Annotated in this window: 23 protein-coding genes; 11 read left to right on the forward strand and 12 right to left on the reverse strand. The window is 40.9% G+C overall.

Annotation, left to right across the window (positions count from 1 at the left end; all coding sequences use genetic code 11):
* Nucleotides 1–140: 140 nt before the first annotated feature.
* From H8B19_RS17495 to H8B19_RS17515, 5 genes are all read right to left on the reverse strand, one after another.
* On the reverse strand, nucleotides 141–1040 hold the full coding sequence (locus H8B19_RS17495; protein WP_186508316.1) for an AbiTii domain-containing protein: 900 nt from the start codon (nucleotides 1038–1040) through the stop codon (nucleotides 141–143).
* A 49-nt stretch (nucleotides 1041–1089) separates the two neighbouring features.
* Nucleotides 1090–1539 (reverse strand): hypothetical protein, encoded by a 450-nt coding sequence (locus H8B19_RS17500; RefSeq protein ID WP_186508317.1) that lies wholly within the window; start codon nucleotides 1537–1539, stop codon nucleotides 1090–1092.
* Nucleotides 1540–1693: 154 nt separating this feature from the next.
* On the reverse strand, nucleotides 1694–2260 hold the full coding sequence (locus H8B19_RS17505; protein ID WP_186508318.1) for a PIN domain-containing protein: 567 nt from the start codon (nucleotides 2258–2260) through the stop codon (nucleotides 1694–1696).
* The gene (locus tag H8B19_RS17510) at nucleotides 2260–2733 is read right to left on the reverse strand and encodes a helix-turn-helix domain-containing protein (RefSeq protein WP_186508319.1); all 474 of its coding nucleotides are present in this window, start codon (nucleotides 2731–2733) and stop codon (nucleotides 2260–2262) included. Before H8B19_RS17510 ends, H8B19_RS17505 begins: the two co-directional genes overlap by 1 nt.
* 776 nt (nucleotides 2734–3509) lie before the next feature.
* Complete coding sequence (locus tag H8B19_RS17515; protein ID WP_186508320.1) at nucleotides 3510–3788, reverse strand: FKBP-type peptidyl-prolyl cis-trans isomerase; 279 nt, start codon at nucleotides 3786–3788, stop codon at nucleotides 3510–3512.
* Nucleotides 3789–4013: 225 nt separating this feature from the next.
* Here H8B19_RS17515 and H8B19_RS17520 point away from each other — a divergent pair, with 225 nt between their 5' ends.
* The 3 genes from H8B19_RS17520 (at nucleotide 4014) to H8B19_RS17530 (ending at nucleotide 7116) form a co-directional block, all read left to right on the forward strand.
* Entirely contained in the window at nucleotides 4014–5687 is a 1674-nt protein-coding gene (locus H8B19_RS17520) for a hypothetical protein (RefSeq protein ID WP_186508321.1), read from the forward strand.
* Nucleotides 5688–5806: 119 nt separating this feature from the next.
* The gene (locus H8B19_RS17525; RefSeq protein WP_186508322.1) at nucleotides 5807–6733 is read left to right on the forward strand and encodes a hypothetical protein; all 927 of its coding nucleotides are present in this window, start codon (nucleotides 5807–5809) and stop codon (nucleotides 6731–6733) included.
* Nucleotides 6734–6978: 245 nt separating this feature from the next.
* Nucleotides 6979–7116, forward strand: coding sequence for a hypothetical protein (locus H8B19_RS17530; RefSeq protein ID WP_186508323.1), 138 nt, complete (start codon nucleotides 6979–6981; stop codon nucleotides 7114–7116).
* Nucleotides 7117–7419: 303 nt separating this feature from the next.
* Here H8B19_RS17530 and H8B19_RS17535 read toward each other — a convergent pair whose 3' ends face one another.
* The 4 genes from H8B19_RS17535 to mutS are packed head-to-tail and all read right to left on the reverse strand — an operon-like array spanning nucleotide 7420 to nucleotide 11770.
* Nucleotides 7420–8748, reverse strand: a complete 1329-nt coding sequence (locus H8B19_RS17535) for a radical SAM protein (protein WP_186508324.1) — start codon at nucleotides 8746–8748, stop codon at nucleotides 7420–7422.
* A 38-nt stretch (nucleotides 8749–8786) separates the two neighbouring features.
* A complete protein-coding gene (locus H8B19_RS19270) occupies nucleotides 8787–8921 on the reverse strand; it encodes an FKBP-type peptidyl-prolyl cis-trans isomerase (RefSeq protein ID WP_338401545.1) in 135 nt (44 codons plus the stop codon).
* 35 nt (nucleotides 8922–8956) lie between these two features.
* A complete protein-coding gene (locus tag H8B19_RS19275) occupies nucleotides 8957–9202 on the reverse strand; it encodes an FKBP-type peptidyl-prolyl cis-trans isomerase N-terminal domain-containing protein (protein WP_338401546.1) in 246 nt (81 codons plus the stop codon).
* Nucleotides 9203–9211: 9 nt separating this feature from the next.
* Entirely contained in the window at nucleotides 9212–11770 is a 2559-nt protein-coding gene (gene mutS, locus H8B19_RS17545; RefSeq protein WP_186508325.1) for a DNA mismatch repair protein MutS, read from the reverse strand.
* Between the two features lie 212 nt (nucleotides 11771–11982).
* Here mutS and pncC point away from each other — a divergent pair, with 212 nt between their 5' ends.
* From pncC to H8B19_RS17565, 4 genes are all read left to right on the forward strand, one after another.
* The gene (gene pncC, locus H8B19_RS17550) at nucleotides 11983–12483 is read left to right on the forward strand and encodes a nicotinamide-nucleotide amidase (RefSeq protein WP_241737665.1); all 501 of its coding nucleotides are present in this window, start codon (nucleotides 11983–11985) and stop codon (nucleotides 12481–12483) included.
* Between the two features lie 159 nt (nucleotides 12484–12642).
* Nucleotides 12643–13677 carry a recombinase RecA gene (recA, locus tag H8B19_RS17555; protein WP_186508326.1) on the forward strand — a complete coding sequence of 345 codons (1035 nt, stop codon included), beginning with the start codon at nucleotides 12643–12645 and terminating at the stop codon, nucleotides 13675–13677.
* A gap of 160 nt (nucleotides 13678–13837) precedes the next feature.
* Nucleotides 13838–14716 (forward strand): MlaA family lipoprotein, encoded by an 879-nt coding sequence (locus H8B19_RS17560; RefSeq protein ID WP_186508327.1) that lies wholly within the window; start codon nucleotides 13838–13840, stop codon nucleotides 14714–14716.
* On the forward strand, nucleotides 14706–17090 hold the full coding sequence (locus H8B19_RS17565; protein ID WP_186508328.1) for an efflux RND transporter permease subunit: 2385 nt from the start codon (nucleotides 14706–14708) through the stop codon (nucleotides 17088–17090). The genes H8B19_RS17560 and H8B19_RS17565 overlap by 11 nt, the downstream gene beginning before the upstream one ends.
* 22 nt (nucleotides 17091–17112) lie before the next feature.
* On the opposite strand, the gene H8B19_RS17570 is transcribed toward H8B19_RS17565, so the two are convergent.
* The 3 genes from H8B19_RS17570 to H8B19_RS17580 form a co-directional block, all read right to left on the reverse strand.
* On the reverse strand, nucleotides 17113–18801 hold the full coding sequence (locus H8B19_RS17570; RefSeq protein WP_186508329.1) for an NAD-dependent malic enzyme: 1689 nt from the start codon (nucleotides 18799–18801) through the stop codon (nucleotides 17113–17115).
* Nucleotides 18802–18947: 146 nt separating this feature from the next.
* Nucleotides 18948–19427 carry an NfeD family protein gene (locus H8B19_RS17575; protein ID WP_186508330.1) on the reverse strand — a complete coding sequence of 160 codons (480 nt, stop codon included), beginning with the start codon at nucleotides 19425–19427 and terminating at the stop codon, nucleotides 18948–18950.
* Nucleotides 19428–19437: 10 nt separating this feature from the next.
* The gene (locus tag H8B19_RS17580) at nucleotides 19438–20388 is read right to left on the reverse strand and encodes an SPFH domain-containing protein (RefSeq protein WP_186508331.1); all 951 of its coding nucleotides are present in this window, start codon (nucleotides 20386–20388) and stop codon (nucleotides 19438–19440) included.
* A gap of 391 nt (nucleotides 20389–20779) precedes the next feature.
* Here H8B19_RS17580 and H8B19_RS17585 point away from each other — a divergent pair, with 391 nt between their 5' ends.
* The 4 genes from H8B19_RS17585 (at nucleotide 20780) to rluF (ending at nucleotide 22600) form a co-directional block, all read left to right on the forward strand.
* Nucleotides 20780–20956, forward strand: a complete 177-nt coding sequence (locus H8B19_RS17585; RefSeq protein ID WP_186508332.1) for a DUF1328 family protein — start codon at nucleotides 20780–20782, stop codon at nucleotides 20954–20956.
* Nucleotides 20957–21014: 58 nt separating this feature from the next.
* Nucleotides 21015–21203, forward strand: a complete 189-nt coding sequence (locus H8B19_RS17590) for a hypothetical protein (protein WP_422121170.1) — start codon at nucleotides 21015–21017, stop codon at nucleotides 21201–21203.
* Nucleotides 21204–21334: 131 nt separating this feature from the next.
* Nucleotides 21335–21748: a hypothetical protein gene (locus tag H8B19_RS17595; RefSeq protein ID WP_186508334.1), complete on the forward strand. Its 414-nt coding sequence runs from the start codon at nucleotides 21335–21337 to the stop codon at nucleotides 21746–21748.
* A gap of 102 nt (nucleotides 21749–21850) precedes the next feature.
* On the forward strand, nucleotides 21851–22600 hold the full coding sequence (gene rluF / locus H8B19_RS17600; RefSeq protein WP_186508335.1) for a 23S rRNA pseudouridine(2604) synthase RluF: 750 nt from the start codon (nucleotides 21851–21853) through the stop codon (nucleotides 22598–22600).
* Nucleotides 22601–22632: the final 32 nt, after the last annotated feature.

The raw sequence follows: 22632 nt of genomic DNA on the forward strand, positions 1-22632 counted from the left end.
AAAAATCCGATGACCTTACGATCATCGGATTTTGATCCTCTTATGCCGAATGTCAACTTCTTAACTGATCGGCATTAGGGAGTAAACGGTTGTTATTTAGTGTCCAGTATCGGTAACTTAGACAACGACTTTAACTAACTTTACAAACCGTAAAATTTAGCTATTGCTGTAGCTAAAAGATTACCTGCTGCGCCTATGCCAATCCCCCAGCTTCCTTCAGCAGCTTTCTCAGTCATTTTTCCAATCCAACTACTAACCTTAGGTCCAAATGTTCCCTTTTCGCTGGCTTCAGGGTCACTAGATATCGCTTTTTGAAGTGAACCTATATCCTCGTCATTTATATCTTGCTGCTTAAAATAATTAGCTAACGACTCAAAGTTACCTGGCGTTATTGTCATTGACATAGTTTGGCTAACATTTCCCCCAGAAACATTCCCCATTACACCCTGGAAATGTTGAATGTTAATAGCTGACTTATTTTCGTTAGCAATAGATTTTTCTTTCTGCGAAAAAGATAATCCATCTCCAAGAACGCCTTGAGACTCCAAATCTAACGCCCAATTAAGCAATCGAGTCCTAACTTGTTCCATTACACTCTTAACTTGATTACTTCCAATAAAACGAGTTGGTTCTAACTGAGCAGATCCTCTTATCATTCTCATCAAGAAAGCTTTCTGCTCAGCAGGGAAAGGAAACGTTAATCTCTCTTTGCTATTTGATTTAGATAACAAATGTTGAAGAGATTCTATTGATTCACAAATTTTCACCTCGCTAACCATCCTTGCCATGTCACCATCTTCAATTATGAGTGGTTGGTAACCGCGGTAAGGATTAAAAACCTTTAGCTCGGAGCTAATAATCCGATATTCTGGGAGTTCAACTTCAGTATTGTAGCCATTCAATTCAGAAAGAACCCATGCTTTAAAATCATTTAGCCCAAGTTTTGATGCAATAAGCAACGCTTTCCGTAATACATCAGGAAGATGATTTTGACTATCTGATGCTAATTCTTGTAATTGAATAACAACGGGAGTATTCACAAAAGTTCCTTTTCTATAAAACTGTTGGATAATATCAACCTGAAGAGTCTTATATTAAGCCCACATTATCTATTTCGTCCTGCATCGCTAGAAGGAAAAAAGCAACTACAAAGGAAGCGTAAAACCAAACAGAGCCTAAATTTAATAATAAAGGTATTTTCTCCGGTGAAAAAATACCAGAAAATCCTAATGTTAATAACAACAATACAATTGTTGGCAAAATTAAACGATGAATGAAAATGTTGGCATAAATAACAGCAAGGTAAGCTGATATACTAATGATTGCTGCCCACAATGCTTTGCATGTAAAAACAATTACTACCTGAGTGATTTGAATATTTAGAGTTGCATTTTTAGACACCATAAACAAAAAATCACCAACATGAATATTGAAATCTGACTGCAAAAGATAACAAGCACAAAGTAGTGGTAATACAATAACCTTACTAAGATCTTTTAAATTTTTAATATCACTTATTTTTGGCATTACATCAGCCATATAGAAAATTCCTTTTTGGGCAGATAATCAATGAATCAAACAGCAGGGAAAGCCTGCTTCACTCTGAAAAAAACTTATTTTATGAAGGTCTAAATTTCAATAATTGCCTGATTAAAAGTAATGTAGTCATTATGTCTCTGACGATTCGTTACCGTTATAAATTTTCAGCAAATCCTCTTAGAATGTCAGCGGTGACGACCAAACCACATGACTCTAATGTGCTTAAATAATCTGCTATTGTTTTCGGTGGATTTTTGAGCGCAGCTCGGTGTAATTTGACAACATGGCAAACCAAACCTGGATTTAAGTCAATTTGATGTTGAATGAATAGATCTGGATGTATGGCTTCAACACCATATTTATCTAACTCTTTTTCAGGAAAGTCTTTTAAGTTAAAAGTAACGATAGCCTGAGCATTAGACTTAATTGCTGCGGCTAGTACATGTCTATCATCTTCATCAGGTAGCTCAATCCCTTGTTCTAACTGCTCATAGCCATACACTAAGCAGTCACGAACATGGCTATCCATTAGCTTTTTAGTTTTAGTTAGTTGCTCCAGAGTTAAATCTTCTCTTTTCTTCAAAACATTTCGAATCCATTCGTCGTGGATGCGCTCACTCCAACGAGCAGCAAACACATCCGCGACAGCCAAACGCATTAACAAGTCTCTGAGAGGGGCTGGATATAGTACGTTGGCATCCAATACAGCTATAAATCTCATTAGTACCCCATATCTAACTCTTGAGCTTGGGCTGCTAAAGCATCCAATGCTTTCATCCGTTCTTCATCAATGCGTTGTTTATATGTTTGAACATCACTGAATAATACTCGTCTATGTGTCCCTTTTTTGCTGAAAGGTATTTCACCACTTTCAAGCAGCTTAACGAAAAATGGGCGAGACATATTAAGCATTTCTGCTGCTTGTTGTGTTGTAAGCTCTGCATGTACAGGCACTAAAGTAATAGCATTACCTTGTGCCATCTGTACTAAGATGTTTTTTAACAATTCCAGAGCAGCAGCCGGTAAAACAACTTGCTCACCTTTCTCATCCAGAAATTGAACTCGCTCATCAAAAGAAGCTTCTTTTCTATGGCGACCTAAAATTTGTGATAAAACTGGCGCACTTGTACGAGCTAAGTCGACATCGTGCTCCGATGGACTATAAATACTGTCATAACGTGCTGTGGCAACCATGGTTTTCTCCTTAATAAATAGAATCACTAAGGTGACCCTTCTAAAAAGGTCACATTGATGACTTGTTAAGTATAGTAATCGAAATAATCGAAACAAACAAAATATTCGAAATACATGATTTTCTGGAAAATACTCAAAAAAGTAGGGTACTGTTATTTCTGGATAAATAAGCTGCTTCCTGAAAAAGAAGATGGGTGCGACTGTTGGTATACCTTGATGAGCTTTTCACGGCTAACATTGGTATAAATCTTTGTCGAGGATAATTATATACTCATGCCTCAGTATCCATGCTTCGTCTGGCAGTGCGCTAATCTGAATTGAAAATTGGCCACAGTAAATGGGGAAATAAGTCAGCCGCTGGCTGACTAGGTAAAACCAAAATATCAGACTTCACCGCGACAGCGGCCAAACGGAGTTTGGCTAACTGCGACTCTGACTTTTAGACAAAACCAAGCTGGCTTTCGAATGGCTAAACAGGAAGTTTAGCCGAGGCCAACGCTTTGCAGGGATTGCTGCCTTTGGTCGATTCGAAATAAAGGCAGTTTGGTTTTGGCGTAAAGAAAGTCGGCGGAGTGAAAGACCTTTCGCCTATTTGGGTCTGTCCAAATAGGCTCGCGCCCCGCAGGGGTGTGAAAACTATTTCTCAGACTCTGCGTAAAATAATGTACTTTGCACCATGTAGCAGTCTCTCATTATATTAAGGCGCTCGCCCCACAAGGATGCGGGGAGAATAGAGCCATGGATAGCTAAATAAGCGCATCACCGCTTTGTGATATTCAAAACTCTACTTCAATCAACCTTACATCAAAAAACAACAAGGCATTGGGACCCATTTTATTGCCGACACCCTTTTTGCCCCATGCTAGTTCCGGTGGGATCACAAACTCAAAGCGTGAGTCTACAGGCATCATCAACAAACCTTCGCGTAAACCGGGCAGGGCTTCTCTCATACTAAAACGATCAGCAAATCCGGTTTTGTAAGTATCAGTAATTACGCTGCCATCCACATTTAAAATGCGTTGATTGACTACCACAGTGCCGTCAATTGCGGGCATTTATGGCGTTTCTTGCTTTGATTTGTTTGGTGATAGATCTAATCACCAAATGCTATGAATGTTGCCTTCTTTTTAATATCTTACTGATTTACCTAATTTATCTTGGGCATAGATCAGACTTAAACTAACATATAAAATATCTTTTTATTTTATTATATTTTCCTATAATTCATTTGTTGGGCTGTATTTTTTATATCTATTGGCATAACCAAGGAAGGTGTGATTGTGAAAAAGTTAATATTCTCTTTTTTTCTATTCTTTATCGTAATTAATGTCTCGTATGGTGGCGACATTATTAAATACAGAAATGAATATACTCTTAAAAGCTTCCAAACTAGACCTTCGCTAAAAACAAATTTACTAGGTCAATACGTTGAGTATAACAAATCCCAAGTGGCTATTCGGACATATGATGAGTTCGGTATGCAGAATGAGATTGTTGCTTCATTGGTTCAACATGATGGAGTTGATGATATTGATGTTTTCTATGATAGAAGCACCGATGAAATATGGATTGTTAATATTGATTATCAAGAAAATGACACTTTTAGGACGTTTGATAAATACAAATTAATAGACGGAAAAATTTTGCATTTAAAGAGTAGTCCTGCCTTTGGCAAGGATAAAGTAAATAATGTAATTGGAATATTCAATTCAAAGATTTATGTGATTCTGGGTAAGCCAGAGGAGGAGGGTAAACTTGTTGAGTTAGATGAAAATAAAAATTTCAATATTACTAAATCTATTACATTTCCATCAGCAAAATTTGAAGCAGCATTATCCCCAGATGCAAAATTCCTATTTTTATATAGTACTCCCGGTGCAGGCATGTATGAAATCGGTGGCATTGTTGCAAATGATCAGGCGGAATTTATTTGGAATGATTTTGGAGATCTGAATTCCATCGAGCCTGTTTTTTTGTCTAATGATACTTTTATAACAAAGGACTATAGTGGTAATTCAATTTTAAATAAATTTTCTTCATTAGATGATTCATTCTCATTTGAAATTCTAGATTCTGTTAAGCCAGAATCCCTAGGGATAAATAATAGTAACTCTTATCGGATATATGATGATGGGATTCTGGAGCTTACTGGCGATGGCGGAATAATTAATGTTTTTAAGTTAACATTGGTTGATGGTGAAGTGTTAATTAAAGAAATAATTGGTGACAAAAGCTGGGGTAACGTTTATAGAGTCACAACTAATGGTAATATAATTGATCTATATGATAGTTTCGAATTGGTTGATGATGCATGGAGAATTAAATCTATTAATTACTTGGGACTAGGATTTGATCAACAATTTATATTTTTATCAAATGGTGATGAGACGTTTAAAGGTGATTTGTATGCAGTTAGGATAAATCAATCTATCGAGTTACTTAAATTATCAGACGTTGATAATTATGCATGGAATGTGGTTGCGCAAATGCAATTAGATAATAAAGGAATTGTTACAGGAACTAAAATTGATAGTGATATATATCTTCTACAAGAAGATGGGACTATTAAAAAATTTAATATTAATGGTCATCTCGAATCTCAAAACTTAATAAGCTATCCGCATTTAGAACAAAGTCATATTGAAAAATTTCGAGATATGGTGTTGGTTTATGGGGGACAAAGTGTTTGGCTATGTGATATTGATTTAACAGCTTGCTATGATAATACACCGCCAGTGCCAGAAGGCGCAAGCGATTACTTCACATTCACTTCTTTTAATAATTATCTTTATGCCTTATTTAGCAATTATTCACACAGTACTATAGGCCTATTTTTTGATAGCAAAAATATTTGGAGACCTTGGACATACACTGTTCCTAAAGAATACATTTATGCTGTTCTAACTAGATTAGAAAATAAGTTGCTCATGGATACAAAAAAACAGGAATATTAAATATTGAAAATGATGGTGATGTAATTGGATTTGATGTTTTTAATGTAGTTAATTCACCTGGTTTTTATTCTATAGGAAAGCAAGGATTTACTCTTGATCATGGAAATATGGTTTGCAATATGGATTTTGAGAGTTGCTATTCATTTAATGGGAAAAATGCTTTATATGTGGAGCCAAAATCCCCGCCGTCTATAGTTTCCATAAGTGGGTTTAATGTTGCTGGAACAGATTATTTAGTGAGAGAGGGTTTAGATAATGGAAGTTATCTATTGTATTCAGAAAATGAAGATGTAATTTATCCTTATGCCAAAGATGGAAATTTCACAAAAGTCAATGATGTATGGCAGGGCGATAATTTTCATTTTGAATTTAAATCTCTTTTTGGCGGGATTGAAAAATACTCAGATTCGCCACGTGAATATCATCGCCCTTATTTTAAAGAATTTAAAATAAACGAAGAAGGCACGTTAGATATTTTGATTAAAAATGAATACACAAAAGATGAATTTCCAATACCATTAAATTATTACTTGGCAGAAAATGATTTTTTCAAGTTTAGTATTAGTAAAATAGATATCAATGTTGAAGATGTGGATGATCCACCTTCGGTTAAAGAGGGTAAATCTACTAGTATAAATATCACTGAAGGCGAAAGTGTTTCGATAGACTTGAATGATTTCTTTTATGATCCTGAAGATGCAGTATTAACATATATTGTAGATAAAATGCCAGATTCGTTAGTGTTGGAGGGGAATTATATTAAGGGGACCTTAGATAAAACTGCTGACATAAAGTTAATTGTGGTAGACCATCCAAATACGTCGCTTTATACGAGCAAACGTGAAGGTGACGTAGCAAAAAATTATAAAATTCCAGCTACATTGCGCGTCATTGTGAGTGGTAAAACAGAAAGCTCATCTTCAGGTGGAGCTCTTTCAGTTTTATATCTGATATTTTTGTTATCTATTGGTTTTTTCAGGAATAGAACGATTTATGCTTGGTTATTGTTGAATCAAACTGATAAATACAGAGATAACGTCAGTTAATCTATCCTTATTGGTTACTCAATCAACGTCCTATGGCTTTAGTGCCGGTGATTTTCATGTTTAATGAAAAGCACAAAATCTGTGGCCATGGGCAAAGTGCTGGTGTATTGAGAGTATGAGAAGCGTTCGTGCTTTACATTAATTTTTTAGAGACATAGGAGAAGTAATTCGGTAGATTGGTTGTACGAAAAATATACTCAATTCGTCTCTGTAGTGTTGACGACCTAATTAAAAGGGATGCAAACATGGATGCTGCAGGACAAAACGCCAAAGACTTACGCGCTTACCGACTGGACTCTATCGATATTATCCACGGGCTTGCTAATGTTAATATGGCGCTTGATCATGTGCGTGATTTTTTTGTACCTCAGACAGCGACCTAATGGCGGGAGGCGATATAGAACCCGCGCTGTTTTTCAATAACTGGGGTCAGTGTAAACTTCATTCCTAACCTTATTAATAACAGCTTTCAAGCAAACTGCCAACGTTGCAAGTCCAGATCCCATCTGTCGCTACTGACTCAGCATCCCTGCTTCGTCTGGCTAACTGCGACTCCAATTTGCCTTGTGCAGGTGAAACTTGTGCGAACGGGAAAGCTGGGTCTCGCCTTAGTGAGAGGGGAGATAATTAGTGATAATGAATTGTCACCGGAGTTTTCTATTTGTCCATCGTGGTGGCGAAATCAGTTAAGCAGAGTCAGGCAGGACATTCAAAGTTTCTAATGATGGCACTTTGATTTGATAAGCTTGTACATATTGTTGTAGATAACCTTGCGCAATAAAACGCAGTTCTATTTCCTGGCCAATGTGATCCCGAGTAACTTGTAACGCGACTCTAAAGCCCGTTGTTTTTTTGCATTGATGTATTTTTGCTACATCTGGTCTTGCGAAGATAGGTACGATCTTTTTCTTGCTTTTCCCTAGGCAAAGATAAGCATTATTTGATTGGTCATTTGCCACTAACCAGCCATCGATAAAAAGTAAAAGCTCACCATTTTGTTGTGCTAATACCGCTCTATCCAAGTGGTGCATGATATTTTCTGAGCGCCAAGGAATAAATTTTTTGAGCGTAGCTAATTTAGTCTGTTCGAGTTTTAAGGTGGCTAACGTTCCTTTGATGTAGGGATGAAATGCAATGCTGGTAGCTTGGTATGTGATAGGGAATGATAAGTTAGTTGATAAACGATTTGATGCAGGGCCATAGTTGGTGCCAACAAACCTCAGCTCATCAACTTCTAATTCGTTGGCAATCGCCTGTGCAGCTAAAATATCGTTATCACTGTCATTGTGATTAAACAGGATATACTTCCAAACTAGGCTACATGCAGGAGCAAACTTTTTAATATCCCGCATAAATTGAACGCATTTTTCAAAAGTACCGCCAACCCGATATGTCTGGTAATTGCTTTGGTTAGAGCCATCTACCGAAACAATAATTTCAGTCAATGAACACCCGGATAGTTTTTGTAGATAGTCAAAATTGCCATTGGTGACCAGAGATGTGTTTGCATTGGGATAGTATTTTTTTATGAGATGAAACAGTGTTGAAAATTCTGGATGATTAAGTGGCTCTCCCTGCCCACAAAATTCGAACTGCTTCACACTAAATTTTTCACTCACCAAACCTTTGAGTAAATTCTCCAATTTAGTTAATGACAGAATGAGTGGTTTGCGACCAAGCTTAATTTGTTTTTCTCTGGAGCAAGCTGGACATTTTAAGGCACACAGTAAGCTGGTTTCTAACTGGATTTTGTTAATATTTTTTTGTGCAAAACTATCTTCTATTTCTCCGTTAGTTAAGAAAGCACAGTTTTGACAGGTATTTCCCCATGGCAATTGGTTGTTTTCAAAGTCATGGCGGATTTTCTGAAACTTACCATTGTTGAAAAACAAGGAAGGAGAAAAGGTGGAGTCTTCATTTAGCCGACCAAGTAATACTCGTTCGCCGTAGTCGTCATCACATCTGATATCGCCATTTGATTTGATGTAAAGGTTACGCAGAATGTTGCATCTCATTAATTTAATTCCATTTAAATTAGAGAGTTAATTGATATCTAAAACTCTACTTCAATCAACCTTACATCAAAAAACAACACGGCATTGGGCCCAATTTTATTGCCGACACCCTTTTTGCCCCATGCTAGTTCCGGTGGGATCACAAACTCAAAGCGTGAGCCTACAGGCATCATCAACAAACCTTCGCGTAAACCGGGCAGGGCTTCTCTCAGGCAAATCCGGTTTTGTAAGTATCAGCAATTACGCTGCCATCCACATTTAAAATGCGTTGGTTGACTACCACAGTGCCATCAATGGTCGGTAGCATGCCATCGGTTTGTTCAATCACCCGATACATCAGGCCGCTGTCGGTAGTCATTACACCTTCTTTACGCTGGTATTTTTCCAGATACGCCTCACTGGCTTTACGGTTTTGACCCGCTGAGCCTTTATTGAGTTTTTTACCTTTTGCCATGTAACTACCCTATTTATCCGCCAGTTTTTTTAGCTGATACAAGGCTTCCAGCGCTTGTTTGGGCGTGAGGTTATCGGGATCAATATTATGCAATGCATCAGTCACAGGGTTTGGCATACCCAGTAAATCCAGTTGCGTTTCAGTGCGCTCACTGACAGGGACCGCGCTGGTTTCACCGCTTTCCAGTTCGTGTAATTTAACTTTGGCGGCCTGGATTACCGCTTTGGGCACCCCGGCTAATTGCGCAACCTGTAAACCAAAACTGCGGTTTGCCGCGCCGCTTTGTACTGCATGCATAAAGCTGATGGTATCGCCGTGTTCCACTGCATCTAAATGCACATTGGCCAGCTCGTTCATATTATCGGCTAGCTGAGTCAGCTCAAAATAGTGAGTGGCAAATAAGGTATAAGCGCTGATATTGCGTGCCAGATATTCTGCGCATGACCAGGCCAGTGACAGACCATCGTAAGTACTGGTGCCGCGGCCAATTTCGTCCATTAATACCAGACTGTTGGCGGTGGCGTTATTTAAAATATTGGCAGTTTCAGTCATTTCCACCATAAAGGTTGAGCGGCCAGAGGCCAGATCATCGGACGCACCAATACGGGTGAAGATGCGATCAATCTGCCCGACCTGAGTATTTTCCGCCGGTACATAACTGCCAATATAAGCCAGCAATACAATCAGCGCCGTCTGGCGCATATAAGTCGATTTACCGCCCATATTGGGTCCGGTAATGATCAGCATGCGGGTGCTGGTATCGATATTAAGTGGATTGGCAATAAAGGGCGATTGCATCACCTGCTCAACTACCGGATGGCGACCTCTGTCGTAACGGATACCGCTTTGCTGGTTAAATTCCGGTTTGTGATAATTGAGCGTTTCGGCACGCTCGGCCAGATTGCACAGCACATCCAGTTCGGCCAGTGCATTGGCACTGCTGAAAAGTTCCGCCAGCTTTTGCAGCAAAGTATCAAACAAACCTTCGTATAAACGTTTTTCCAATGCCAGTGCACGGCTTTGACTGGTAAGCACTTTATCTTCATGCTCTTTTAATTCAGCAATGATGTAACGCTCGTTATTTTTAAGGGTTTGGCGGCGGATGTATTCAGCCGGAACCTGATCAGAATAGCTGCGACTAATATCGATAAAAAAGCCGTGCACCTTGTTGTAACCCACTTTAAGGGTTGGAATGCCGGTACGTTCACGCTCGCGCGCTTCCAGTTGTTCAACATACTGGGTTGCGCCCTGGGCTAAGTCACGCAGTTCATCCAGTTCCGCACTATAACCTTCGGCAATCACACCACCGTCACGAATAAGCACTGGAGGGTTGTCGATAATCGCGCGCTCGAGCAATTCAAGAAATTCCGGGAATTCCGACACTTCGCCCGCCAAAGACGATAACAAACCGGCATCGATAGTGGCTAAAAATGCCTGAATGCTGGATAGCTGGCCAAAGGCCTGACGCAGACGCGCAAAATCACGCGGCCGGGCAGAGCGCAGCGCCAAACGGCCTAAAATGCGCTCCATATCACCAATGGGTTTTAGGTATTGCGCAAGTTCGGTAAAGTCGCTGTCCTGTAAGGCGCCAATTGCCTGCTGGCGCGTGGTTAATATATCGGTATTGGTCAGTGGGCGATGTAACCAGCGTTGCAATAAACGGCTACCCATAGGCGTGGCCGTTTTATCTAATACCGATAATAAGGTGTTGTCGGTGCCACCGCTGAGGTTTTGGGTGAGCTCTAAGTTACGACGGGTGGCTGCATCCATTAATACACTGTCGTTAATGTTTTCCAGCTGGATCCGTTTGATATGAGGTAGCGCCGCGCGCTGGGTATCTTTTACGTACTGAATAATGCAGCCAGCGGCACGTAAGCCGAGCACAGCTTTTTCCACACCAAAACCGTTTAATTCCAGTGTGCCAAATTGCTGATTTAACTGGCTAATGGCAGTGTCTTGTTCAAATTCCCATTCTGGACGGCGGCGCAGGCCGTTGCGGTTATCAATTAAATGCAAGGCATCAAAATCATCGGGGTAAAGTAATTCAGCCGGTTGGGTGCGCTGAATTTCTGCCTGTAGTGCTTCGCTGTCTTTTGGTTCACTTATGGCAAACCGGCCACTGCTGATATCCAGCGTGGCAAATCCAAACTGGCCTTTGTGACTCACCACTGCGGCCAGTACGTTATCTTGTTTATCGTCTAATAAGGATTCTTCGGTAATGGTGCCGGGGGTGACTATGCGCACGACTTTACGTTCTACCGGGCCTTTGCTGGTCGCCGGATCGCCAATTTGTTCGCAAATCGCAACCGACTGCCCCAGTTTTACTAATTTAGCTAAATAGTTATCTACGGCGTGATAAGGCACGCCAGCCATCGGAATCGCATTACCGCCGGATTTTCCGCGTGCAGTTAAGGATATATCTAACAACTCAGCAGCGCGTTTGGCATCGTCATAAAACAGTTCGTAAAAATCACCCATGCGGTAGAACAATAAAATATCCGGATGTTCTGCCTTAATGCCAAGATATTGCTGCATCATTGGGGTATGTTGTGACGTTGCTGAGCTCATTAATAATTCTTTTTGTGATGGTTAAACGGGGAATTTTACCGACAAATACTTTCGGCCAATTTATGAAGGGGTAAGAGTATCAAATTGCCATTCACCATAGCAATTGAGCATTAGACCAATTTACTTACAAAGTCTTCTGGATTTTATGATAAAAAAGCGCAGCACTGTCATATGAGGTGGCTATCCTTAAGTGACTTTTTTCATGGAGACGGATGATGATCTTACCGGAATTGAGTGTCATTCTGGCAGAAGAACTGGCGAAATTATTAGTCGCTAATGACTGGACCATTACTTGCGCAGAATCCTGTACTGGTGGTGGCGTAGCTGTGGCAATAACCAGTATTGCGGGCAGTTCACAATGGTTTGAACGTGGATTTATCACCTATTCCAATCAGGCTAAAACCGACTTAGTAGGGGTGGATCCTGCCACACTTAAACAATATGGTGCGGTTTCCCAGCAAGTTGTCGAACAAATGGCACAAGGCGCCGCCAAACAAGCCAACGCTGAGTTAGCGATTTCGATCAGTGGTATTGCTGGGCCTGATGGCGGAAGTGAAGAAAAACCGGTTGGCACAGTATGGTTTGGTTTGACATTAAACTCACATACTCAAAGTGAAAAACAATTGTTTCAGGGGAATCGGCATCAGGTGCGTGAACAGGCTGTTCATTTTGCCCTAAACTACTGTATAAAAATGTTGCAGTCTATAAATTAAACAATCTTAAATTTTTGCTAAAAGAACGGTTAAATAATAAAAATTTTATTAAAAACAAGTGGATATAAAATAAATTGTAGGTGAGGGTTGTAACTGTATGGTTGTACAGTATACTTGCCTATAACTACTGTATAACGCTCAACTTTAAGGAGCAGTAAAATGGATGAGAATAAAAACCGCGCACTGTCTGCTGCATTAGGTCAAATCGAAAAACAATTTGGTAAAGGCACAATTATGCGCCTTGGTGACAGCCAGGCGTTGGATATTGAATCTGTCTCTACTGGCTCGTTAAGTATTGATATTGCTTTAGGTATAGGTGGTTTACCTTGTGGCCGTATTGTTGAAATTTATGGTCCGGAATCTTCTGGTAAAACCACGCTAACATTGCAAGTTATTGCAGAAGCTCAGAAAAAAGGCAAAACCTGCGCTTTCATCGATGCCGAACACGCACTTGACCCCGTATACGCGGAAAAATTAGGGGTGAATGTTGACGACTTGCTGGTATCACAACCTGATACTGGTGAACAAGCACTGGAAATTTGCGACATGTTAGTTCGTTCAGGTGCGGTCGATGTGGTGATTGTTGACTCGGTGGCAGCCTTAACGCCTAAAGCGGAAATCGAAGGCGACATGGGGGATTCTCACGTTGGCTTACAGGCGCGTTTGATGTCACAAGCACTACGTAAGCTAACTGCCAATATTAAACGCTCTAATACTTTGTGTATTTTCATCAACCAAATTCGTATGAAGATTGGTGTGATGTTTGGTTCACCTGAAACCACAACCGGTGGTAACGCACTTAAATTCTACGCATCTGTACGTTTGGATATCCGCCGCATTGGTGCCGTTAAAGAAGGCGATGAAGTTGTGGGCAACGAAACCCGGGTGAAGGTGGTTAAAAACAAAGTCGCACCGCCGTTTAAACAAGCTGAATTCCAGATTATGTATGGCAGTGGTATTTGTAAAGAAGCCGAATTGATTGATTTGGGTGTGGCACACAAATTTGTTGAAAAAGCCGGAGCCTGGTACAGCTGCAATGGTGAGCGTATTGGACAAGGTAAAGCAAACTCTGTTAAATACCTGCAGGAAAATGTGGAGATGGCGCAGGATATTGAGAAAAAACTGCGTGAGAAACTGCTATTAGCAAAAACTGTTAAAGATGATGCTGAGCCAGTGTCGGAAGACGTATTGTAAAACGAGTGATTGCATTTCTACGAAAGGGGCTTTGAGCCCCTTTTTTTATGAAAAATTTAGTTAAGACAGTGGGTTACGATTTGTTGAACTTTATGTCTTTAGCTTTAAACCGAATCGGACTATGTTAGGATGACTGCGATCCCGCTTTAAAAGGAATATTATGCCAGACGTCAGCCAGAGTGTTATTTCCACATGGAGTCGTTTAATTTTCATCTTTCTGACTTTCGCTTTATCCGCTTGTGCGAGCAAAAATAGCGCGACACAACAGGCAGACCAACAACAATTTCAATCTCCCCAGGCCAAACCTCTTGTTGTAGAAAGCTCCAAAGGTACCGAGGTTATCCAGCCCACCGTTGTCGGTTATCAGCCAAAACAATTTGATGATCCGCTGGAGTCTTTTAACCGTCCTGTTTTTGCCTTTAATGATTTTCTCTATACCTATGCACTGATCCCGGCTGCTAAAGGCTATAAAGCCATTATGCCTGATCCCGCGGAAGAGGCAGTGAGCCGTTTTTTTTCTAACCTTCGTGAACCGCTAAATGCGATCAACCATTTAGCACAAGGCGAAGGCAATAAAATGGGCTCAAGTATTTTACGCTTTTTAATTAACTCAACCATTGGGATTTTGGGACTATTTGATCCTGCCAAAGCCTGGTTTGATATTGAAAAACACAAATCAACCCTGGGTGACACGTTACGCTTTTATGGTGTCGATTATGGTGCGTTTTTGGTGATGCCAGTGCTTGGACCAACTGATACGCGCAGTGGTTTTTCCAGTATTGTGGAAAGCTTTGTTCATCCAATCAATTACGTAACCGACGACCCCCAGACAACCTATTTTAAGGTATATAGCGGATTCCATAGCTTTACACCTCGTGCTGAGACCTATGAAAAGTTGTCGGAAAAGGCTGAAGACGATTATCTATTTTTCCGTAACCTGTATTTAGAAGGGTTACTCCGCGACCAACAATATCAGGACACGCCAAATCCCGTGCCTGATGCAGCGATGGATAAGCCGGAGCAATTAGATGAGCAGTAAACTAGTGAAACTTAATAAAATTATTTTACTGGTATTTGCCGTTATGGTTGTGGTGCTGGGATATTTTACCCAGCAATTTCGTATTGATGCATCGGCCGACACTTTGCTGGTAAAAGACAATAAATTGTTTATTCAAACCCAGGTGATGAATAAACGTTTTTCGCCACAAGAGTTTATTTTAGTAGCCTATCAGCCAACAAAAGGTGAGCTTTTTAGTCAGCAAACATTTGATGATATTCAGGCGCTAAGTAAAAAATTTAGCGCCATGCCCCGGGTACAGTCGGTTACCTCAATGTTAAACGTACCTTTGTTGTCGTTTATGCAGGGTTTGAATACTGATGTAGATGCGGATAGTTGGACATGGGAAAAACAGCACTACAGTTCTGCTCAAATGCAGAAGGTGTTTACTGATCACCCTATTTATTCCGACTTATTGGTTAATAAACAGCAAACAGCAACCGCTATTCAAATTGTTTTCAAACCTGATCCTCAGTTAAAAAAATTTGAAGATGAAAAAACAGATATTCAGCAAACTCTGCTTAATGGTGAGCTATCTGAGCAACAACAGCAGCGTATAGAGCAGCTGAATCAATTAATTGACCCGATTAAACAACAGCTGGATAAACAGCGTCGTAAAGAAATTGACCAAATTTACGCAATAGCCAAAGAGGTTAAAGACCATGCACATGTTTATTTAGGTGGCGGTCACGTTTTGGCGTACCAGCTAATTAAAATTATCCAGAGCGATTTAATGTTGTTTGGAAGTGCAATTGCAGCTGTGATTTGTATCCTGCTATTTATATTGTTCCGTCAGCTGCGTTGGGTGGTACTGCCGTTATTATGTTGTGGTGTAAGCGTGATAATGACAGTGGGATTATTTGGTATGCTGGATTTACGCACTACTGTGATTTCATCCAACTTTATTGCGTTGCAACTTATTTTAACCCTGGCGATCGTGATACACCTTATCGTGCAGTTTCGGCAAAGTGCACAAGCCAATCCTGAACATTCTCAGTATCAGTTGGTGACCGATACCATCAAAGCCAAAGCAAAACCTTGTTTTTATGCTGCGTTAACCACCTCGGTTGGTTTTGCATCGCTGATATTCAGCAACATTCAACCGGTCATCAGTTTTGGCTGGATGATGATTGTAGCTATGCTGGTGTCTACCCTTGTTGCACTACTACTATTCCCGGCAGTGCTTAGCCTGTTATCTAAAAAGCCACAGTCTCATGTTAGCCGTCGGGTTGAAGCTACGATGGAAGCGCTGGCAAATACTGTGCTGGCGAATAAAGGCAAAGTTTTTGTTGCTGGTTTACTGGTCTTGATGGTCAGTGTCTTGGGTATTCTGCGTTTAAATGTTGAAAACAGTTTTATTCACTATTTTAGTGAAGATACCAAAGTTCGTACTGAACTTGAATTTATTGACCAGAAGTTTGGTGGTACCACTGCGCTGGATGTGGTGTTTAAAGTGCCGGACACACAAAAACTGCAGGATCTGGTATTAAGCGCGCAAACAGTACAAACATTACAAAAATTACAGCAGGTGTTAAGACAATACCCGGTTGTGGGTAAAGAAATGTCGGTGGTTAACTTCACTGAATTGGCCAGCAAAATTAATAACAATAAACCGTTAACCGAATATGAGCTAACCGCGGTTTATCATATGCTGGATAAAAACCTGACAGAGCGTTTACTGGGGGCGTATTTTGACAAGGAGCATCATGAGTTACGTATTAATACCAGAATCAAAGATGCGACCGATGGTTTTAATCGTGCTGAATTTATTCAGCAGCTGCAATCAGATTTGCAACAACAAGGAGTGGCTAAACAAGATATTCAGCTGACCAATTTATTTGTGTTGTATCAGGATATTTTACAGCGATTGTTTGACTCTCAAATCAGCACACTGGGCTTGGTTTATGTTGCGTTAACATTAGTGCTATTTGCAATATTCCGTTCAGTTAAAGTCGCAATGATTGCGGTGCTCCCCAACATATTATCCACACTGGTAATATTGGGTGTTATGGGGCTGGCTGGTATTTCACTGGATTTAATGACCATTACCATAGCGGCGATAGCTATGGGGATTGCAGTGGACGATACCATTCACTTTGTGCATCACTATTTGTCGGATAACCAACAACAGGATCATCAAAAAGCATTGCATAAAGCCTATCAGAGTGTTGGTTTTGCCATGTTGTTTACATCGCTGATTATCGCCTTAGGCTTTGGCATGTTGGGCTTTTCAGATTTTATACCCAGTGTGATGTTTGGATTATTGACGGGGCTGGCAATGGTGGTGGCGTTGGTAACTGATTTAACTCTGTTACCCGCATTATTAGGCCGCTTTGCTAAAAACAAAACGGCCTAACGTGTCCGGGACTACCTGTTAATTACCAGCTTACGCGACGGTATTCACGATAAGCTGGTTTCCAGAAGTTCTTCTCGATTTTGCTAAGTAATACCTCGTCGGTAATTTCCAACGCCAGATTTTGAGCCTGGGCCACCTTGTTAATCGCAAACGCAATTTTCTTGCTCAATTCTGCAACCTGCGTCAACGGAGGCAGTAATTCGCCAGATGTTGAAATGGGGGATGATTCTGCCAATGTCTCGCTGGCTACCATTAGCATTTCATTGGTAATACGGCGGATGCCACCTGCTAGAACGCCTAATCCAATACCCGGGAATATATAAGCGTTGTTGCACTGAGCAATAGGGTAAGTTTTACCTTTATACTCAATCGGTTTAAATGGACTGCCGGTAGCCACAATGGCTTCACCATCAGTCCAGTTAATCACATCTTCCGGGTGAGCTTCGATTTGTTTAATCGGGTTACTCAGTGGAAAAATAATCGGCTGAGCGCAGTGCTGATGCATGGCTTTGATGGCGTCTTCAGTAAATAAACCATACTGTCCGGAAACACCAATCAGAATACCGGGCTTCGCGTTATGCATTACATCCAGCAAGCTTGGGTAATCACCTGAAAACTGCCAGTTGCTGGTCACACTGTTTGGTTGGGTTAATTTTTGCTGGAAGTCGCGTAAACCTTCCATATCTTCCGATAACAATCCGTAGCGGTCGATCATAAACAAACGTGAACGCGCTTCGTTTTCGCTTAAACCTTCGGCCATCATCTGACAAATAATTTGTTCAGCAATACCACAGCCCGCCGAACCTGCTCCAACAAATACCACGTTTTGCTCGGATAATTTTTGTTTTTTATGCAAACATGCCGCTAATAATGTTCCAACCGTTACTGACGCGGTGCCCTGAATATCATCATTAAAGCAGCAAATTTGATCGCGGTATTTTTCCAGAATCGGCATTGCGTTCGGTTGGGCAAAATCTTCAAATTGCAGCATGGCTTGTGGCCAGCGGCGTTTTACTGCATTAATGAACTTTTCGATAAATTCATCATAATCCTGCTGACCAATACGTTTGTGACGTGCCCCCATATACATTGGGTCATTGAGCAGTTTTTCATTGTTGGTACCCACATCCAACATAATTGGCATGGTGTAAGCCGGGCTAATGCCTCCACAAGCGGTGTACAGGCTTAGTTTTCCGATGGGAATACCCATGCCACCAATACCCTGGTCACCTAAGCCCAAAATACGTTCACCATCAGTTACTACGATGACTTTTACTTTTTGTTTGGTGGCATTGTGCAATATGTCATCGATTTGGTCGCGGTCAGACCAGGAAATAAATAAACCACGGTTGCTGCGGTAAATATCAGAGAATTGCTCACAGGCATCACCTACTGTTGGGGTGTAGATGATTGGCATCATTTCTTCGAGATTTTCCTGTACTAAACGATGGAACAGGGTTTCGTTGCTGTCCTGGATATTGCGCAGATAAATATGTTTATTAATGGGGGCGCGGAAACTGGAATATTGCATATAAGCACGTTCAACCTGCTCGTCGATATTTTCGTAACGTGGCGGAATTAACCCGGTCAGGTTAAAAGACGAACGTTCCTGCTTGCTAAAAGCAGTACCTTTGTTCAGCAGGGGAGTTTCGAGTAGGGCAGGACCAGCATGATGAATATAAAGAGGGCGCTTGGTCTGTTTGTCTGTCATTAGATTGATCCGTTTTTGCAGGTGCTGTAGGGCACAGAAGTTCATAAAGTGGCACAAGCGCTATTCTGCCAGTTTCTATATCGACTGGCAGCACTATCTTGCTGAAAATCACAGATTTTTCTAATTATAGTGGCAGATCGGATCAGTTAACTGGGGTTATCCTGAACCGGAGCAACATATAATGTACCCACTTCTACAGCGGTTACCGTAACTTGTGTTCCGGGAGCGAGTGGTCCGTCAAGTTTTTCACCGGGTTTTACCGTCCATAGAATGCCGCTAAAACGATAGCTGGAAAGCTGTGTCGAAGATAATTCGCTGGTTAACTCAAAACACATACCAACAAAATCAGATGTCTGACCCTGTTTGCTGCTCTGGCTCTGAAGTTTTTTCATGGGTTGCCAGGCTATTATCGCCAGCATCACTGATAATAATCCGGTAAAAATGAGTGCATTATTAATCGTAACTTCTATCCACTCAGCTTTCATTGCCAGGCCTGTTAATAAACTGGCTCCGCCAATAAAAATTAAAAACAAAGTGGCAAACCCAAGAATACCCACCTCTATTGCAACTAAAATGATGCCCAATGCAATTAAGCTTTCGGGCAGATGCTGGCTAAAGAAATCCATAGATATGCCTTTATAATTGTTCTTTGCTTTTGAGCGCTTGTAAAATGGTGGTGGCCTGCGCCACCACCGAACTTACGTCTGTGGCAGAATCGGGCAGTAACACCACAGAAGATTCTTTTGCGATGGCTTGTTTAGCCTGAATGGCCAGTGTTGCTAAATCCAGCTCTATTGCTTTTTGCCCGTGTGCAGTGCGCGCCACCTGGCCGACTTGCTCCAGCGCGTTGGCCTTGGCTTCTGCAACCCGAATAATGGCTGAAGCCTCACCTTCGGCATTTAAAATCTGTTGTTCTTTATCAGCCTGGGCTGCTAACACGATTGCTTGTTTTTGTCCTTCAGCGACGTTCACTGCAGCCTGACGGTCACCTTCTGATTCCAGAATTTTCGCCCGCTTTTCACGTTCCGCCTTCATTTGACGTTCCATGGCTTCCATCACAGATTGGGGCGGCACTATATCTTTAATTTCGTAACGCAAAACCTGTACACCCCAGGGCATAGCAGCTTCATTAATTGCGTTTACAATATTTACGTTGAGGCTGTCGCGTTCTTCAAAGGTTTTATCCAGCTCCATTTTACCTATTTCGCTACGCATGGTGGTTTGTGCCAATTGGGTTACGGCAAAACGATAATCGTCAACGCCGTAAGACGCTTTATAGGGATCCAGCACTTTTAAGTAGAGTACGCCATCAACTGTCAGTGAAATATTGTCTTTGGTAATGGCTCCCTGACTAGGAACATCAATTGCCTGTTCTTTTAACGAACGGTCATAAGCAACCTGATCGATAATCGGCATAATAAAATTTAAACCGGCTTCCAAAGTGCGATTGTACTTGCCAAACCGCTCAATAATTAGTGCGCGGTTTTGCGACACAAACTTAACCGAAGTTTTAAGTAAAACAATGGCGAGAATTATGATGGCGAACTGGTAACTAAAGATCAGTTCAACTATTTGATCTACTTGCATTTTGACGATCCCTGGCCGTATACAGCCAAAACAAAAACAGGCTCCTTTTTTATAGTGATACTTGTCAGTTTGTCAATTTTTTAATCAACCCACTCATTTTGATCTTAAGCGATATTTTTAAATAAAATCATGGTCAGTTTTATGGGTAGCTTTTACATTTAGGCCGTTTTTTTCCTGTAAAAATTGCACATCCTAACAAATTGATTACTGTCTCCGATTTGCATCACACATTATTTTAATTGTTTAAAAACAAATAGTTAAAAATATTATCCGTAGTTGGCACACATTGAGCATTAGTGAAACTGAAACAAAACAGAATTTCACATTGATGCTTTTAACAGTTTCAAACTGAAATTCCTTTAACTGGGTAAAAAAAGACAAGGAGATAACTATGTTAGGTTGGGCACTGACTTTTTTAATTATTGCGCTAGTTGCTGCTGTATTAGGTTTCGGTGGTATTGCCGGTGCAGCTGCCGGAATTGCTAAAATTATTTTTGTGGTATTTGCTGTTTTATTATTGATTTCATTACTGGCAAACGCTCTGCGTGGTCGTCCGCCTCGTGCTTAAGCGTCATTTGATAACCAAACCGACTTAAAAATCAACAAACAGGAGAATGGATATGACTATGTTTAAAAAATTTATTGCTATGATGTTTATTACAGTTTCTGCTACGGCGTTAACCGCTTGTGGTGATGGTGAAGCAGAAAAAGCAGGTGAAAAAGTGGATGAGATGGTAACCGATGCTGGCAATGCCGTTGAAGATGCCTGTGAAGAAGTAAAAGAAGGCGTGGATGCCAAAGATAAAGATTGTTAATCTCAATCTGAAGTAAAAACTGGAGAGTCAAAGGGGGCACAAGCTCCCCTTTTTTATTTTAAATGCCAAGGTAAAACTATAGAATATTTAACAATATCAAGTGAATACCCTCGTTTAGCAGATGCCAATATATGCAACCTGATTACAGCAAATACACGGTTGATGAGTTATACGAAGCCTTGGGCTCTATTGATCAACATGCTTATCCGCAAAGAACCGAAAACATTAAATCTGAAATACAACAACGCGCAGCGAATACACCTGTTGAGACTCGCACTCCACCAGTCACAAAACCCAAAAGCAAGGAATTAGGTTTAGGTGCGCAGATCTTTTTGAGCCTGATGGCTGTGATTTTTTTGTCGGCCGCTATTTACGCTTTGTATGTGGGTGAAATAAATGGTGCGCGCGGCGCTGACTTGTCACAAAAAGATCAACCGACTCTATTTTATCTTAGCTTTTTTACCCATTTATTCGTTGCCTGTTACTGCGTTTTACAGGTTTACAAGCAGCGTAAACGTGAGCAACTGGCAAAAAAATCTCAATAACTTAAAACGAAATTTAGTTGATTTGGCTTATTGCGCTAACTTTCTTTAAAATAGCGACCCTTATCCACCGCCGTCCAGTCACAATAATTTAAGGTCGCATTTATGAGCACAGAATTGAGCAAACGCCTGAATAAATATCTTAGCGATACCGGGCTGTGTTCCAGACGTGAAGCCGATAAATTCATTGAGCAACAGCGTATAAAAATTAACGGAAAATTACCTGAATTAGGCACCAAAGTGACAGAAGGAGACGTGGTGACCTTAGATGGTAAACCTGTAAAACCTGTGGCTGACGATAAGTCCGATCGCGTGTATCTGGTGTACAACAAACCGGTTGGTATCACTTGTACCACTGAGCGTCATGTAAAAGGCAATATCATTGATGCGATTGGCCACAAACAACGTATCTTCCCCATTGGTCGCTTAGATAAACCATCGGAAGGTCTGATCCTTTTAACCAGTGATGGCGACATTGTGAACAAGATCCTTCGTGCTGAGAATGCACACGACAAGGAATATCAGGTCACGGTGAATCAGCCAATCAGCGAACGTTTTTTGCAAAAAATGGCCAAAGGTGTACCGATTCTTGGGACTGTCACCAAACCCTGCAAAGTCAAAGCACGTGGTAAGTATCAGTTTACTATTATCCTGACTCAGGGCTTAAACCGTCAAATTCGTCGTATGTGTGAATTTTTAGGGTATGAGGTGACTAAATTAAAACGCATTCGCATTATGCATTTTGAATTAGGGCCACTGAAGCCGGGGCAGTGGCGTAACGTCACTGAACAAGAGTTACTGACGTTAAATAAATCAGTAAAAAACAGTAGCAAGACTGCAGTGGGTGACCACTAACTGGTCATTTTAAAATGGCAAAAACAACACAC

Origin of the sequence: Neptunicella marina, from assembly GCF_014270035.1 — a bacterium.
Taxonomy (GTDB): Bacteria; Pseudomonadota; Gammaproteobacteria; order Enterobacterales; family Alteromonadaceae; genus Neptunicella; species Neptunicella marina.

What these genes read in the sequence shown, in the direction of transcription:
- H8B19_RS17535 (WP_186508324.1), bottom strand. Translation starts at nt 8,748, where the DNA reads ATGAGATGCAACATTCTGCGTAACCTTTACATCAAATCAAATGGCGAT.
- H8B19_RS17595 (WP_186508334.1), top strand. Translation starts at nt 21,335, where the DNA reads ATGCAACCTGATTACAGCAAATACACGGTTGATGAGTTATACGAAGCC.
- H8B19_RS17580 (WP_186508331.1), bottom strand. Translation starts at nt 20,388, where the DNA reads ATGCAAGTAGATCAAATAGTTGAACTGATCTTTAGTTACCAGTTCGCC.
- H8B19_RS17515 (WP_186508320.1), bottom strand. Translation starts at nt 3,788, where the DNA reads ATGCCCGCAATTGACGGCACTGTGGTAGTCAATCAACGCATTTTAAAT.
- recA (WP_186508326.1), top strand. Translation starts at nt 12,643, where the DNA reads ATGGATGAGAATAAAAACCGCGCACTGTCTGCTGCATTAGGTCAAATC.
- H8B19_RS17590 (WP_422121170.1), top strand. Translation starts at nt 21,015, where the DNA reads ATGTTTAAAAAATTTATTGCTATGATGTTTATTACAGTTTCTGCTACG.
- mutS (WP_186508325.1), bottom strand. Translation starts at nt 11,770, where the DNA reads ATGAGCTCAGCAACGTCACAACATACCCCAATGATGCAGCAATATCTT.
- H8B19_RS17500 (WP_186508317.1), bottom strand. Translation starts at nt 1,539, where the DNA reads ATGGCTGATGTAATGCCAAAAATAAGTGATATTAAAAATTTAAAAGAT.
- H8B19_RS17575 (WP_186508330.1), bottom strand. Translation starts at nt 19,427, where the DNA reads ATGGATTTCTTTAGCCAGCATCTGCCCGAAAGCTTAATTGCATTGGGC.
- H8B19_RS17510 (WP_186508319.1), bottom strand. Translation starts at nt 2,733, where the DNA reads ATGGTTGCCACAGCACGTTATGACAGTATTTATAGTCCATCGGAGCAC.
- H8B19_RS17530 (WP_186508323.1), top strand. Translation starts at nt 6,979, where the DNA reads ATGGATGCTGCAGGACAAAACGCCAAAGACTTACGCGCTTACCGACTG.
- pncC (WP_241737665.1), top strand. Translation starts at nt 11,983, where the DNA reads ATGATGATCTTACCGGAATTGAGTGTCATTCTGGCAGAAGAACTGGCG.
- H8B19_RS17565 (WP_186508328.1), top strand. Translation starts at nt 14,706, where the DNA reads ATGAGCAGTAAACTAGTGAAACTTAATAAAATTATTTTACTGGTATTT.
- H8B19_RS17585 (WP_186508332.1), top strand. Translation starts at nt 20,780, where the DNA reads ATGTTAGGTTGGGCACTGACTTTTTTAATTATTGCGCTAGTTGCTGCT.
- H8B19_RS17505 (WP_186508318.1), bottom strand. Translation starts at nt 2,260, where the DNA reads ATGAGATTTATAGCTGTATTGGATGCCAACGTACTATATCCAGCCCCT.
- H8B19_RS17525 (WP_186508322.1), top strand. Translation starts at nt 5,807, where the DNA reads ATGGATTTTGAGAGTTGCTATTCATTTAATGGGAAAAATGCTTTATAT.
- H8B19_RS19270 (WP_338401545.1), bottom strand. Translation starts at nt 8,921, where the DNA reads ATGATGCCTGTAGGCTCACGCTTTGAGTTTGTGATCCCACCGGAACTA.
- rluF (WP_186508335.1), top strand. Translation starts at nt 21,851, where the DNA reads ATGAGCACAGAATTGAGCAAACGCCTGAATAAATATCTTAGCGATACC.
- H8B19_RS17570 (WP_186508329.1), bottom strand. Translation starts at nt 18,801, where the DNA reads ATGACAGACAAACAGACCAAGCGCCCTCTTTATATTCATCATGCTGGT.
- H8B19_RS19275 (WP_338401546.1), bottom strand. Translation starts at nt 9,202, where the DNA reads ATGGCAAAAGGTAAAAAACTCAATAAAGGCTCAGCGGGTCAAAACCGT.
- H8B19_RS17560 (WP_186508327.1), top strand. Translation starts at nt 13,838, where the DNA reads ATGCCAGACGTCAGCCAGAGTGTTATTTCCACATGGAGTCGTTTAATT.